The sequence below is a fragment of the Aromatoleum petrolei genome (genome assembly GCF_017894385.1).
Taxonomy (GTDB): Bacteria; Pseudomonadota; Gammaproteobacteria; order Burkholderiales; family Rhodocyclaceae; genus Aromatoleum; species Aromatoleum petrolei.
The window spans coordinates 5,012,471-5,026,548 of sequence record NZ_CP059560.1 but is presented as its reverse complement, the minus strand read 5'-3'; the positions used below and the strand labels follow the sequence as shown (position 1 = coordinate 5,026,548).

General features: G+C 67.8%; 14 protein-coding genes. 9 read left to right on the top strand and 5 right to left on the bottom strand.

What is annotated here, in order from left to right; genetic code table 11:
• Positions 1 to 86: 86 nt before the first annotated feature.
• The 8 genes from ToN1_RS22995 (at position 87) to fabG (ending at position 8,004) form a co-directional block, all read left to right on the top strand.
• Complete coding sequence (locus ToN1_RS22995) at positions 87 to 941, top strand: lysophospholipid acyltransferase family protein (protein WP_169205469.1); 855 nt, start codon at positions 87 to 89, stop codon at positions 939 to 941.
• A 17-nt stretch (positions 942 to 958) separates the two neighbouring features.
• Positions 959 to 1,561: an outer membrane lipoprotein carrier protein LolA gene (locus ToN1_RS22990; RefSeq protein ID WP_169205468.1), complete on the top strand. Its 603-nt coding sequence runs from the start codon at positions 959 to 961 to the stop codon at positions 1,559 to 1,561.
• Positions 1,558 to 3,933: an MMPL family transporter gene (locus ToN1_RS22985; RefSeq protein ID WP_169205467.1), complete on the top strand. Its 2,376-nt coding sequence runs from the start codon at positions 1,558 to 1,560 to the stop codon at positions 3,931 to 3,933. Before ToN1_RS22990 ends, ToN1_RS22985 begins: the two co-directional genes overlap by 4 nt.
• On the top strand, positions 3,903 to 4,703 hold the full coding sequence (locus ToN1_RS22980; protein ID WP_169205466.1) for a polysaccharide deacetylase family protein: 801 nt from the start codon (positions 3,903 to 3,905) through the stop codon (positions 4,701 to 4,703). The genes ToN1_RS22985 and ToN1_RS22980 overlap by 31 nt, the downstream gene beginning before the upstream one ends.
• 118 nt (positions 4,704 to 4,821) lie before the next feature.
• Positions 4,822 to 6,009 (top strand): beta-ketoacyl-[acyl-carrier-protein] synthase family protein, encoded by a 1,188-nt coding sequence (locus tag ToN1_RS22975; RefSeq protein WP_169205465.1) that lies wholly within the window; start codon positions 4,822 to 4,824, stop codon positions 6,007 to 6,009.
• Positions 6,006 to 6,815, top strand: a complete 810-nt coding sequence (locus ToN1_RS22970) for a beta-ketoacyl synthase chain length factor (protein WP_244860866.1) — start codon at positions 6,006 to 6,008, stop codon at positions 6,813 to 6,815. Before ToN1_RS22975 ends, ToN1_RS22970 begins: the two co-directional genes overlap by 4 nt.
• Positions 6,812 to 7,288, top strand: coding sequence for a hotdog family protein (locus ToN1_RS22965; RefSeq protein ID WP_169205464.1), 477 nt, complete (start codon positions 6,812 to 6,814; stop codon positions 7,286 to 7,288). The genes ToN1_RS22970 and ToN1_RS22965 overlap by 4 nt, the downstream gene beginning before the upstream one ends.
• A complete protein-coding gene (gene fabG / locus ToN1_RS22960) occupies positions 7,285 to 8,004 on the top strand; it encodes a 3-oxoacyl-ACP reductase FabG (RefSeq protein ID WP_169205463.1) in 720 nt (239 codons plus the stop codon). Before ToN1_RS22965 ends, fabG begins: the two co-directional genes overlap by 4 nt.
• Here the strand turns inward: fabG and ToN1_RS22955 are convergent.
• Genes ToN1_RS22955 through ToN1_RS22940 form a run of 4 tightly spaced genes read right to left on the bottom strand, consistent with a single transcriptional unit; the run spans position 7,985 to position 11,490 of the window.
• Entirely contained in the window at positions 7,985 to 8,803 is an 819-nt protein-coding gene (locus ToN1_RS22955) for a glycosyltransferase family 2 protein (protein ID WP_169205462.1), read from the bottom strand. The two genes, fabG and ToN1_RS22955, sit on opposite strands and share 20 nt — an antisense overlap.
• Positions 8,804 to 8,823: 20 nt before the next feature.
• Positions 8,824 to 9,636, bottom strand: coding sequence for a lysophospholipid acyltransferase family protein (locus ToN1_RS22950; RefSeq protein ID WP_169205461.1), 813 nt, complete (start codon positions 9,634 to 9,636; stop codon positions 8,824 to 8,826).
• Positions 9,629 to 10,483 carry a MipA/OmpV family protein gene (locus ToN1_RS22945; protein WP_169205460.1) on the bottom strand — a complete coding sequence of 285 codons (855 nt, stop codon included), beginning with the start codon at positions 10,481 to 10,483 and terminating at the stop codon, positions 9,629 to 9,631. Before ToN1_RS22945 ends, ToN1_RS22950 begins: the two co-directional genes overlap by 8 nt.
• Positions 10,480 to 11,490, bottom strand: a complete 1,011-nt coding sequence (locus ToN1_RS22940; protein WP_211162070.1) for a chorismate transformation FkbO/Hyg5 family protein — start codon at positions 11,488 to 11,490, stop codon at positions 10,480 to 10,482. The genes ToN1_RS22945 and ToN1_RS22940 overlap by 4 nt, the downstream gene beginning before the upstream one ends.
• A 525-nt stretch (positions 11,491 to 12,015) precedes the next feature.
• On the opposite strand from ToN1_RS22940, the gene ToN1_RS22935 reads away from it, so the two are divergent.
• Entirely contained in the window at positions 12,016 to 13,122 is a 1,107-nt protein-coding gene (locus tag ToN1_RS22935) for an alkene reductase (RefSeq protein WP_169205459.1), read from the top strand.
• A 3-nt stretch (positions 13,123 to 13,125) separates the two neighbouring features.
• On the opposite strand, the gene ToN1_RS22930 is transcribed toward ToN1_RS22935, so the two are convergent.
• Positions 13,126 to 13,857 carry an SDR family NAD(P)-dependent oxidoreductase gene (locus ToN1_RS22930; RefSeq protein ID WP_169205458.1) on the bottom strand — a complete coding sequence of 244 codons (732 nt, stop codon included), beginning with the start codon at positions 13,855 to 13,857 and terminating at the stop codon, positions 13,126 to 13,128.
• Positions 13,858 to 14,078 lie beyond the last annotated feature (221 nt).

The following is a 14,078-nucleotide window of genomic DNA, read 5'->3' as shown; positions in this document are numbered from 1 at the left end:
GCGACGCGTCGAGCACAACGCCCCGGCGTGGAACCGCCGAATGGGCGAGCCGCCCGGAGCGGAGCAATTACGCGACGCTCCGGCTGATGACGTGGATCTCGCTGCGGCTTGGCCGCCGCGCGGGACGCACGGTGCTAGTGCTGATTTCGGCCTATTTCCTGCTTTTCACGCCGTCCGCCCGAAAGGCCTCGCGCGAATGGCTCGCACATGCGCTGGGCCGATGCCCGACCACGATCGAGCGCTTCCGGCACATCTTCAGCTTCGCGAGCACGATTCACGACCGCATCTATCTGGTGAACGACCGTTTCGACCTGTTCGACATCCGCGTGCATGGGGGTGAACTCGTGCGGGCTGCGGTGGATGGCGGCCAGGGCGTGTTCCTGATGGGGGCGCACGTGGGCAGCTTCGAGGTCATGCGTGCGATCGCGCGTCAGCAACCCGGGATGCGGGTGGCGATGGTCATGTACGAGGAAAACGCGCGCAAGATCAATGACACTTTGGCCGCGATCAATCCGGCTGCCCGCGCGGACATCATTCCGCTTGGGCATCTCGATTCGATGCTGCAACTGAAGGAGCGTCTCGATGACGGCTCGCTCGTGGGCGTGCTCGCGGACCGCAGCCTGGGCGACGATCCGTCGCGATCTGTCGAGTTCTTCGGCGAGCCCGCGGAGTTCCCTGTTGGCCCATGGCGCATCGCGGCGATGCTCAAGCGCCCAGTGATCCTGATGGTGGGCTTGTATCGCGGCGGCAACCGCTACGACGTGCACTTCGAGCAGCTCGCCGATTTCTCGGCGGCGACGCGCGAGAACCGGGCACGCCTGATCGATGCCGCAGTCGAACGCTACGCGTCACGCCTTGCGCACTACGCCGGGCAGGCACCGTACAACTGGTTCAATTTTTTCGATTTCTGGCGCAGTGCGCGACGCCGCGCGACGCATTGACCGCCCCTGGAGTATCCGTGTTCAAAGCTGCTTCCATGCGCCTCCTTGTCGCCGCCCTGCTTGCTGCGGCTTCCTTGCTGCATGGCCCGCAGGCCGGTGCTGCCGAGTCGTGGACGGTTGCTCAGCTGATGCAGGCCCTGGGCAAACATCGCAGCGGACAGGCGACCTTCCAGGAGCGGAAGTATCTCGCCGTGCTCGATCAGCCGGTCGAATCGTCCGGCGAATTGCGCTTCCAGGCACCCGACCGGCTGGAGAAGATCACCCTCAAGCCGCGTCCCGAAGCGCTGGTTCTCGAAGGCAACAACCTGAGCGTGACGCGCGGCAAGAAGCAGTTCAACGTGCGCCTGTCCGACTACGGCGAAGTCGCCGGTTTCATCGACAGCATCCGCGCGACGCTGGCCGGGGACCGCGATACGCTTGAGCGCACCTACGCGCTGCACCTCGCCGGCAATGCCGAACGCTGGACCCTGACCCTGCTGCCGCGGGACACGCGCATGGCCGAGGTCGTGACCCGCATCAACATCAGCGGCTCACGCGGGCTGCTGCGCGAAATCGAGATTCTCCAGGCGGACGGCGACCGCTCGGTGATGGAAATCGTGGCGCTGGGGCAGGCACGGTGACACGCCGTTTCGTGCCGGCCCTGCTGCTGTGGCTGACCTTCGTCGCTGCCTGTGCGGGCGTCGTCAGCCAGACGCGTTTCACGGCCGACCTCTCGGCCTTCCTGCCCGAAGCGCCGACCGCAGAGCAACGCGTGCTGGTCGAGCAGCTGCGCGACGGCATGGTATCCCGCCTGCTGCTGGCCGGCATCGAGGGCGGCGATGCCGCTCAGCGCGCGCAAGTCTCGCGGGCGCTGGCCGCGAAGCTGCGTGCGGATGCGGCCTTCCGCATGGTCGCGAACGGCGAGCCCGTCCATCGCGAAAGCGACCATGCCTTGCTGTTCACGCACCGTTATGTACTGAGCCCCGCCGTGACCGCGGAGCGCTTCACCTCGTCCGGTCTGCAGCAGGCCATCGCGGAATCAGTCGATCTGCTCGCCTCCCCGCTCGGCATGCTCACGAAGTCGCTGCTGCCGCGCGACCCAACCGGCGAGCTGATGCAACTGCTCGAACGGCTCGATGGCGGATCCCGCCCCGCGATGCAGGCGGGCGTATGGGCTTCGCGGGACGGCGGACGCGCCCTGCTGCTCGTGCAGACCCGCGCCTCGGGCTCGGATCTCGACGGCCAGCAGGCGGCGATCGATTCCCTCCGCAGCGCCTTTGCGAGCGAGGCAGCGAAACTGGCTTCCGGGACCGATCTGAAGCTGCTGGTTTCCGGCGCTGCCGTGTTCGCGGTCGATTCGCGATCCACCATCGAGAGCGAGGTGATGCGTCTCGCGCTGGTGTCGACCGCGATCATCGTTACGCTCCTGCTCTTCATCTACCGGTCGCCGACGGCCCTCGTGCTCGGACTGTTGCCGGTGGTATCCGGGGCTCTGGCCGGAATCGTCGCGGTAAGCCTCGGCTTCGGCGTCATGCACGGGGTCACCCTCGGTTTCGGCACCACCCTGATTGGCGAGGCGGTCGATTACGCCATCTACCTCTTCGTCCAGTCCGGTTCGGCGGCGACGAAAGCCGGGCGCAACGCCTACTGGCCGACGATACGCCTCGGCGTGATGACGTCCATCTGCGGCTTCGGCGCGCTGATGTTCTCCGGCTTTCCGGGTCTGGCACAACTCGGCCTGTATTCGATTGCGGGCCTGGTCGTCGCCGCGCTCACGACCCGGTACATTCTGCCTCACCTGCTGCCCGCAGGATTCGCGATCCGTGACGTAACCTCGTTCGGGCTGCGACTGCAGCGCGGTGTCAGTGCCGTTGGCCGGCTACGGTGGGTCCTTGCCGGATCGGCAGCGCTTGCCGGAGCCTTCGTGTTTGCCCAGCACAACCGGATCTGGAATCACGAACTCGCGGCCCTCAGTCCGGTGCCGGCGGAAGCCCAGGCCGTAGACGCCGCGCTGCGCAGCGATCTCGGCGCGCCGGACCTGCGCTACATGATCGTCGTCCGCGCAAACGATGCCGAGACCACATTGCAGAAGGCGGAGGCGGTATCCGCACGGCTGCAGGCACTCGTCGATGGCGGGGAGATCGGCGGTTTCGAAAGCCCGTCGCTGTATCTGCCTTCCCAGGCTCGACAGCTCGAACGCCGCTCCGCGCTGCCAGACCCGCAGGACTTGCGCGCACGGCTCGCGAGCGCGACCGCGGAACTGCCCCTGCCAGCCAGCCGGCTCGAACCCTTCGTCGAAGACATCTCCGCCGCGCGTGAGCGCCCCCCTCTGACGCGCGCAGACCTCGATGGAACGAGCTTCGCCATGGCCGTCGACTCGCTGCTCCTGCGTCAGGGCGAGCAATGGACCGCGCTGCTGCCGCTGCGCGCGCCCATCGCGGGGGCACATGCGGGGGAGATCGACCCCTCTGCCGTGCGCCTCGCGCTCGAAGACGCGGCAGATGCCGCCCCCCTGTTCATCGACATGAAGAGCGAATCCGGACAACTCTACGCGGGTTACCTGCGCGAGGCGATCATGCTGTCGCTCGCGGGAGTCGCTGCGGTCATCGCGCTGCTTGCAGTCGCCCTGCGTTCGCCGCGACGCGTCCTGCGCGTCCTGCTGCCGCTGGCGGCCTCGGTGCTGACGGTCGTGGCCGGGCTCGTGCTCGCCGGAGTGGCGCTGACGATCCTGCACCTCGTCGGCCTGCTGCTGATCGTCGCCGTGGGCTCCAACTACGCACTGTTCTTCGACAGCAAGGGCGACGAGGATGCCCCTCCGCCCGCGACCCTCGCGTCGATGCTGTTTGCCAACCTCACGACGGTCGCCGGCTTCGGCGTCCTCGCTTTTTCCTCGGTGCCTGTGCTGCAGGCGATCGGCGGAACGGTCGGCCCCGGCGCCCTCCTCGCCCTGATCTTCGCAGCCGCCTTCGCCCACACGTCGTCATGCCTCGTCCCTGGCGTCCCGGCACGCTGATCGGCTTTTCGGCCGCACTGCATGCCGCCGCCGCGGCGGGCATCGCACTGCGCCCCGACGCCTGGCCGTGGGCCGCCGCCGCCGTCGCAGCCAACCACGGGGCGCTCACGGCGGCCGGGCTGCTGCCGCGCTGCTCCCTGCTCGGGACGAATTGGACGCGACTGCCGGCCGCTGCGGTCGCGCGGCGGGAGATCGCGCTCACGATCGACGACGGCCCCGACCCGCAGGTCACGCCATACGTGCTCGATCTGCTCGACGCCCAAGGCGCCCGGGCGAACTTCTTCGTCATCGGCCGGCTCGTGCGCGAACATCCGGCACTTGCCCGCGAGATCGTCGCACGCGGCCACGCAGTCGAGAACCACAGCGAAAACCACGTCAAGACCTTCTCGCTGCGCGGCCCGCGCTGGCTCGCGCGCGAGATCGGCGCTGCGCAGGACACCATCGCCGACATCTGCGGCCGGACGCCGCGCTTCTTCCGTGCTCCGGCGGGGCTGCGCAACCCATTCCTGGAACCGGTGCTCGCCCGCCTCGACCTGCAACTTGCCTCGTGGACGCGACGTGCCTACGACACCCGGACGGGCGATCCCGCGATCGTCTGCCGGCGCCTGTCGGAGAACCTCGGCGCGGGCGACATCCTGCTCTTGCACGACGGCAATGCCGCCCGGACGGGCACGGGCGCGCCGGTGATCCTCGATGTGCTGCCCCGCCTGCTCGAGCGATTTGCGCGCGACGGTCTCGAGCCGGTCACGCTCGCCTCGGCCATTCCCTGAGCCCCGCTGGGCTCCGGAAGCGACCGCCGCGGGCGGCTACAGCGGATCCGCAGCGAGCCGTCCGCGAGTCACTCCGACCTTTTGTTAAAATGGCTTCTTTTCGAGCCGCCGAGGCACCGTGCATCCGCTGCTAATTTCCGCCTACACCGCCTCGTCCTGCCTCGGGCGCGGACTGGAGCCCCTGCGCGAAGCGATGCTCGCCGGGCGGTCCACGCTCAAGCCTTGCGATTTCGAGACCGTCTCGCTGCCGACATGGATCGGCGAGGTCGAAGGCATCGACGACCAACGGCTGCCCGCATCGCTGGCTCGCTTCGACTGCCGCAACAACCGGCTGGCGCAGCTCGGCCTGCTGCAGGACGGCTTCGCCGATACGGTTCGCGAGGCGATGTCCCGCTACGGAGCCGATCGCATCGGCGTGTTCCTCGGCACCAGCACCTCGGGCATCCTCGAAACCGAACTCGCCTACCGCCGCCGCGCACCCGACACGGGTGCTCTCCCGGCCGGCTTCAATTACGCCGGCACCCACAATACCTTCTCGCTCGCCGACTTTGTGCAGCACTGGTTCGGACTGAAGGGGCCCGCGGCGGTTGTCTCGTCCGCCTGCTCGTCCAGCGCCAAGGTGTTTGCCTCCGCCGCGCGCATGATCGCAAGCGGGCTGATCGATGCGGCCCTCGTCGGTGGCGTCGATTCGCTATGCCTTACGACGCTGTATGGTTTCAATTCGCTGGAGCTCACGTCTTCGCAGGCCTGCCGGCCCTTCGACCGCGCCCGCGACGGCATTTCGATCGGCGAAGGGGCTGCCTTCGCGATGGTTGAACCCGCGCCAGCCTCCATCCCGCGTGACGCGATCCTCCTGCTCGGCTACGGGGAGTCCAATGACGCCTACCACATGTCCTCGCCGCACCCCGAGGGCCGCGGAGCGCGCCAGGCGATGGATGCCGCGCTGGCGCGCTCCGGCCTCGCCGCGCGCGACATCGACTACATCAACCTCCACGGCACCGCGACACCGAGCAACGACGCTGCCGAAGGCAATGCGGTGAAGGGACTTTTCGGCGACGCGACGCCCTGCAGCTCGACCAAAGGCGCAACGGGTCACACCCTCGGCGCCGCCGGCGGCATCGAGGCGGTAATCGCAGCGCTCGCGATCCGTAACGGCTTCATTCCGGCCGGCGTCGGCACCACCGATCCCGAAGAGGGGCTCGATTACGTACTCACGACGCGTCGGCAAGCGGTACGCCACGTTCTCAGCAATTCCTTCGGATTCGGCGGCACGAACTGCAGCCTCATCCTTGGCAGCCCAGCATGAAGCCGACCATGACGAACACGCCTGCGGCCTGGATCCGCAGCATCGGTCTGATCGGGCCGGGCATGACCGACTGGCCGGCCTGCGCCGCGATCCTCGCCGGTGACGCCGCATGGAGCTCCGAACGAACCGTACTCAACGCTCCTGAGGAACTGCCGCCGGCCGAACGCCGGCGTGCCGTGCGGGTCGTGAAGCTCGCCCTCGGTATCGGCCTGCAGGCGACGTCTGCGGCCGGCATGGATCCGTCGGAGCTTGCGACGGTCTTCTCATCCTCCGGGGGCGACGGGGTCAATTGTCACCTGATCTGCGAAACCCTCGCGTCCGATGACCGCCAGATCTCGCCGACGCGTTTTCACAATTCGGTGCACAACGCCGCCGCCGGCTACTGGAGCATCGCCACCGGCGCGACCGCCCCCTCCGCCGTACTGTGCGCCTTCGACGGCAGCTTCGGCGCGGGCCTCCTGGAGGCGCTCGCCCAGATCCGCTTCGACGGCCAGCCCTGTCTGCTGCTTGCCTACGACGCCGACTACCCGGAGCCGCTGCGGGCAGCCCGCCCCATCCCCGATGCTTTCGGCGTCGCCCTGCTGCTGACGCCCGAGCGGGACGCGCACAGCTGCGGACGCCTCGCCGTCAACCTCACCGACGACGCGGCCGACACGCTCGCCGACCCTGCCCTGGACACCTTGCGGTGCTCGATTCCCGCCGCGCGCAGCCTGCCCCTGCTCGCGGCGATCGCGGCACGCCGCAGCGGTCGTGTCGTGCTCGACTACCTCGACCACGCCCGCCTCGCAGTGGACTACGGGGCATGACGCGGCCAACGACGCTCGACCACGACGGCATCGCCGCACGCATTCCTCACCACGGCAGGATGTGCCTGCTCGCCGGCGTCGAAACATGGGATGCCGACGCGATCCGTTGCCGGGCGACCAGTCACCGCGATGCCGACAACCCGCTGCGCGATGCCGACGGCTTGCCCGCCACGAGCGCCATCGAGTATGCCGCACAGGCGATGGCGGTGCATGGCGCCCTGCTCGCCAGTGCCGGGGACGCCCCGCGCCCGGGTTACCTCGCGAGCGTGCGCAGCGTGGAGATCGCGGTCGAACGACTCGATACGCTCGCTGCAGACCTCGACATTGGCGCTGAACGCATCACCGGCAATGACAACCAGATTCTTTATTCCTTCACCGTCGCCGCGGACGGCCGCGTGCTGGTATCCGGCCGTGCCGCGGTGATCCTCGACGCGGGCGCCCTGGGCGCCGGCCCCAGCGGGAGCCCATCTTGAAGCGCGCACTCGTCACCGGCGGAAGCGGCGGCATCGGCGCGGCGATCTGCCGCCGCCTCGCCAGCGACGGCCACCACGTCTTCATCCATGCGAACCGCAATGCCGACAAGGCCGAGGCCCTCGCCGACGAAATCCGCAGCGCGGGCGGCAGCGCCGAGGCGGTCGCGTTCGACGTCACCGACGCCGCAGCCACGACGGCCGCACTCGACACGATTGGTGCTGACGGCCCGCTGCAGATCCTCGTCAACAACGCCGGCATCCACGACGACGCCGTCTTCCCCGGCATGCGCGCAGACCAGTGGCAGCGCGTCATCGACGTGTCGCTGAACGGCTTCTTCAACGTCACGCAGCCGCTGACGATGCCGATGATCCGCACGCGCTGGGGGCGCATCATCACGATCTCTTCGGTGGCGGCGATCACCGGCAACCGCGGCCAGGCAAACTACGCGGCCGCCAAGGGCGCCCTGCATTCGGCCAGCAAGTCGCTGGCGCAGGAACTCGCAAGCCGAGGGGTCACGGTGAACGTCGTCGCTCCCGGCATCATCGACACGACGATGAGCGAAGACGCCTTCGACGCGGATGCGATCGCGCGCATTGTGCCGATGAAGCGTGCCGGCAAGCCGGAAGAGGTCGCCGACCTGGTCGGTTTCCTTGCCTCGCCCCAGGCCGCCTACATCACCGGCCAAGTGATCTCGATCAACGGCGGGATGATCTGAAGCGCCGCGCGAGCAGAACCGGAAGGCGCACGAGGAAGCCGCAGAACAGTCGCGTGTGCATCCACGTCAGCAGCAGGTTGTCGCGCGCGTAGTTGAAATGCGACACGCCGCCTTCGTCGGGGCGGAAGTATTTGACCGGCGCCGGCAGGTTCACCGGCCGCACCCCCAGCCACGCCATGCGCACCACGGCCTCGGGGTCGAAATCGAAGCGGCGCATCCAGCGCTGGCCGTGCATGACCTTGGCGAGCGGGGCAATCGGGTACACGCGAAAGCCGAACAGCGAATCACCGATTCCCATCCACAACGTCTCGAGGTTCGCCCACCAGTTCGAAAGCTTGCGCCCGCGCACGCGCAGCGCCGGGGCGCTGGCATCGAAGACGGGCAGGCCGAGCACCATCGCGTCCGGCTGTGCGGCCGACGCTGCCATGAAGTCCGGAATCAGCTCCGCGGGATGCTGGCCGTCCGAATCCATCGTCAGCACATGCGTGAAACCCTGCTTCGCGGCGAGCTCGATGCCGTGCAACACCGCAGCCCCCTTGCCCGAGTTCTTCGGCAGCACGATCACGCGCAGGCCGGGATCCTCCTCGGTCATGCGGCGCAAGCCATCGGTGGTCCCGTCCGTGCTGCCATCGACGACTACCCAAACGGGCATCCACTGGTGGCGGGCGGCACGCACCGTCTCGAACACCTTCGGCCCCGGGTTGTAGCTCGGGATCAGCACCAGATGAGTGGCGGTGGGCGCCTCGACCGGACTGGGCAGCGGCGCGGATTTCGGCAGTGTGACCTGATGGGGCGTCATGGCAGCGTGCGGAGCAGTGTTCAGATCGTGGACGACGACATTGTGCCACCGTCCCTTTCCGGCGGTTGCGGCAGAACGGCATCCTCGAGTTCGGCAACGAAATAGCGCTCGAGTTCGGTCATGAAGGGTTGCACGCTGGAAGGCGGATCGAAGCGCCGCCCCAGCCGTACGCGGTAGACGACGGGCATTTCCGGCTTGCGGAAAAGCGGCCAGCCCTTGCACAGATAGGGCGAATCGGTCTCGATGAAGATCGTCTGCACGGGCACCCCCGAGCGCCGCGAGATCAGCCCTACGCTGCTCAACAGCGGATTGACGGGCATGCGCGTCGTGCGTGTGCCCTCGGGGAATACCAGCAGGAAGCTGCCCGCCGACAGGTCGGTCGTCGCGCAGCCCACCATGCGCAGCGGCGAATCGTTGCGGATGTAACGGGCGAGGCGCGCACCGGCGCCGAGGAAGATGTTGTCCATGAGCCCGGCCTTCATGATGCAGGCGACGTCGGGCAGGCGCGAGATCACCATCACCGCATCCAGGAGGCTCGGGTGGTTCGGCGCAAGGATCAGCGGCCCCTGCCCGCGCAGCTTGTCGAGCGCCGCGAGGTCGAATCGGCACGCGCCGATCAGCGTCAGGAAGCGGATGTAGCTGTTGAATCCCTGGTTGATGACGAAGCGCCCCAAGCGCCGGCCGGCACGCGCCGGCAGCAGCGGGTAGAACACCATCGCGAAGGGTGTCCATAGCAGGCAGATCATGCCCAGGTAACCGAGGCCGAGGTACAGCAGCACATACTCGCGCAGGCGCCGCAGCGCCCCCTGCCGCGTCCGGCCGCTGCTACTCATCCGCTTCGACTCGGCGCGAGGATTCGCCCAGCACCCAGGTCAGCGCGAAACCTGCGGCGAAATAGTCCTTGCGCTTCACCAGCGGACTATCGTCGAACACAGCCCCCGCGAGGGTGTCGTAGCGCACGAAGCCCCCGACCCACCACCCTGGATAACGCTTCCACAGTGCCGCGAGCACCTGCGTTCCGCCATAGCCGCCGCGTGCGTCGTAGGCGGGACGCAGTGGCATTGCCTCGTTCGCCTCGACCTCGTAAAAATAGCGGTGCTGCCGGCGGTCCCCATAGACCGGCCCGGCGATCACGCCGAGGGTCCAGCCCCCCAGCCCGGCCGGATCGCGCCAGTCCAGGTTGAGCTGCGGCGTGAACTGCCAGCCCGTCGATTCCGGGCCACCTTCCGCCGTGAAGCCCGCACGCAAGGGCAGGCGCGTGCGCAGGCGCAGGCGCTCGTCGGCCGAACGCCACAGTCGCACATCGAGCGAAGGGCCGATCTCAACGGTCGGTTTCAGGTCGGGCATGCCCTCGCGCGCCTTCACCCGATCGCTGCTGACCGGCGGGGACGCGCCCAGGCTGAGGCTCAGCTCGACGCGGTCGCTGTCGAAGAAGGTGCCGCGGATCCCCTGCCGGTCCGCCTTCAGGAATTCGCCGCGATAAACGACATAGGGCACCGGCAGCACGAACAACCGATCCTCGTCCGAACCGCGGTAAGCGGGAAACTGCAGCACGGTGAGGCCAGCGCCCAGTTCCCAGAGCGGCTTTTCCGCTGCCGCGGCGACCGGAGCGAACACGGGCACCAGCAGCGCGGCGAGCAGTCCGCACGACAGCCACCCGCTCCCCGCCCCTGCCCTCATCGCCAATCCTCCATCGCATGTCCGCCGGACGCCTCGATTTCCACCAGCAGGTCCTCGCGACACACGTCGGCCTGCACGTACACCACCGGCACCGCATCGCCGACGTGCTCGCGAAAGCAGGTCCGCACGGCGTCGAGATCGCGCTGGTGGCGCACATAGACCTTGTACGCGAGATCCCCCGGAGCGAGCCCGGTTCCCCCCGGAGCGGCCCGCCGCGCTTCGCCGAGGACGGCCTCGATGTTGCGGACAGACTCCGCCGTCTGCGCGGCGACGTCGCCCCGATGCAAGGTTTCGTGCCCGACGATGCTCGCCGTGCCCGATATGAACAGCGTCGGTGGTTTCAGCGAGAGCGCGAGGCTTGCGCGTGCAAAGGTCGGGCTGCGCGGACCATACTGCCGGGGATAATGATACGCGCACACCTGGCGCGGATTCTCGATGGCCTGCGGCGCATCGCGCAGCGCGATGAAGTAGAGCGTGAATGGCCCCGGCGCCGAACCGAGCGCACACGCTGCGGGCACACTGTCGATCGTGCTGCGGCCGCCGGCCCCGAAAGCCTCCTGGCGTCCGGCGTTGAACTGCCAGTAGCGTTCGCTGCCGTCGATCACGGCATTGATCGCCGGAAAGTAGTTCCAGGCACGGAAGAGCGCGGGATAACCCGCCTCGTCGAGCAGATCGAACACCTCCCGGTAGGCGGCGCGGGTGGCCCGCTGCAGCGCAGAAACGCCACCAGCGTCCGCGGGCATGTCGCCCTCGTCCAGCGCAATGGCCCCGAACAGCATGCTCTCCGTACAGCGATAGCGCAGCCGTCCATATGCGCCCGCCCTTGTCGGGCGGTCGGCGCGCCACACCTCGCACACGGACCGCGGACCGGCCAGCACAGGGGTCGCGACCCGGGCGAGCGGAACTCCGGACGGCACGCAGCCCGCATCCCCCTCGCCGAGGATCGTGACACCGAGCACATCATCCCACCATTGCGGCGGACATTCCCGGACAGACGACGTCGGCATGTATGCCAGGGACAAACCGCGAACCAGACTCATCAGCACATCAAGCTTTCCAGCGCCCGGGCAATGGATTCCGGGATTGAACGACGGCAGTCGGAAGCACCGTGCGAAGCGGCGCCCGCCCCGAGCGCAGGACGGGAGAGGGACGCGACCGGCGAAGAAGATTTTCCCGCACGGGAAGGACAGAGATTCCGTGTCTTCCTGAAATCTCGCAATTTTGCATGTTTTCATTACAAAACATGCAGTTACAAAGCCGTCAAGAGATGACAAGGGGCGAATCTTCACACACCGCCGGACAACTTGCAAGGCGCGGCGACCGTGCGCTGTCGCAGCTATCCTCCCGCCCTGCAAAGTCGCACCGTCCCTCGGAAATTCCATGCCGCGCGCGATCGTTTCCGATCCGGAAATTGATTGTCGCTCAATCGTCGGATTTTCAACTTCATCAGGCATTGCTAAAGTGATGTGATTAGACATCGCGCCGCCGCTGCCAATCGGATCGAGCGGCGCCGCACACCAAGGAGCCCCTGCATGAAAAGCCTGTTCGACGCCGTTCGCATCGGCGACATCGACTTGTCCAACCGCATCGTGATGGCGCCGCTGACGCGCAACCGCGCCCTCCCCGGCAACCTGCCTGGTCCGCTCACCGTCGAGTACTACCGTCAACGGGCCAGTGCCGGCCTCATCATCACCGAGGCCAGTCCGATCAATCCGATGGCCCACGGCTATCTCGATACCCCGGGCATCCACAGCGCCGAACAGGTGGCGGGATGGCGCAAGGTCACCGATGCCGTGCATGCCGCAGGCGGGCGCATCGTGATCCAGCTGTGGCACGTCGGTCGCATCTCGCACACCTCGCTGCTGCCCGACGGCGCCGCGCCGGTTTCGAGCACCGACCGACCCGCAACCGGGGCCAAGACTTTCACCCGCGACGGCTTCGTTCCCGTCTCCACCCCGCGTGCACTGCGGGACGACGAACTGCCGGGCATCGTCGCCGACTACCGGCGCGCAGCCCGTCTCGCAATGGAGGCCGGATTCGACGGTGTCGAAGTCCATGCGGCCAACAACTATCTGCTCGAACAGTTCCTGCGCGACAGCGTGAATGATCGGAGCGGCCCTTACGGCGGCGGCATCGAGAGCCGCGCACGCCTTCTGCTGGAAGTCATGGACGCCGTGTGCGACGAGATCGGCGCCGGTCGCACCGGCATTCGTCTCAGCCCGCTGACCAGCGGCAACGGTACCTCCCGCGACAGCGATCCCCAGGCGCTCTACAACCATGTCGTCGAACGGCTCGCGCCGCTGGGGCTCGCGTACATCCACGTCATCGAGGGCGAAACCGGCGGCAAGCGCGAACCTGCGGACCTCGCCCGTCCGTTCGACTTCAACGCGCTGCGCAGCCGTTTTGCCGGCGCGTGGATGGTAAACAACGGCTACACGCGCGAATTGGCGTTGCAGGCGGTGGCCGAGGGTAAGGCGGATCTCGTCGCATTCGGCAAGGCCTTCATCAGCAACCCCGATCTCGTGCGCCGCCTGCTCGAGAACGCCCCCCTCACCCCGCCGCGCACGGATCGCTTCTACGGCGGCGGAGCCGAAGGCTATACGGACTACCCGACGCTCGACAGCGAAACGGTCGCCTGACCCTCAGAACCGCTCCACCCACGGACGCAGGTCCAGTTCCTGCGTCCACGCGCTGCGCGGTTGCCGATACAGCTGAAAATAGGCCTCGGCAATCGCGTCGGGGGCGAGCAGCGCATCGCCGTCGTGCGTGTCGGTATGCTCGACGACGGCCGATGGCCGGATCCGGCCGTCGATCACCACGTGCGCCACGTGGATACCCTTGGGCTGAAGTTCGCGCGCCATGCTCTGCGCAAGTGCGCGCAGGCCGAACTTGCCGACCGCGAGGTTGTGGAAACCCGCGCTCCCGCGCAGGCTCGCCGTGGCCCCGGTGAACAGGATCGTTCCGCCGGGACCACCCTGTCCGATGCGTTCGAGCAGCGCCCGTGCCGCCTCGCGACCGACGAGAAAGCCGCCCAAGCAGCCGACGCGCCAGCAGCGTTCGAACTCTTCGGCGCTGGTCTCGACGATGCCGCGTGCGACAAAGGCCCCCGCGTTGTAGACGACGACATCGGGGCACCCGTAGTCGCCGCGCACGTCGCGGAACAGGGCCTGGACGTCTTCCTCGCGCGCTGCGTCGCAGCGATAGGCACGCGCGCCGCGGCCGATCCCGGCGCATTCGATACTGAGGTTCTCCAGTCGCTCGAGGTTGCGGCCGGCAAGCGCCACATTCATTTCCGCCGCGCCGAAACGGCGCGCGAGCGCGCGTCCGAGTCCCGGCCCCGCGCCGACGATCAGTGCAAGTTTCCGCTGTTCCATCGCTGTCTCCTCGAAGCCTCGACCGTCGGCCATGAAGGCGCACACCGTTCGGTGACTTAACTTTAGATCACGCCCGCCGCGTGCGCCTCGTCACGCCCGCGGCGCGAGGCAGCCGTTGGCGTGCAGCCTGCTCCGGGGGTATCCTCAAAAGATGAGGCTCCACGGGCCTCCATAGATGGCGAATGCGTAGCTGCCCGTCTTTTCGGGCAGGGACCACCAGC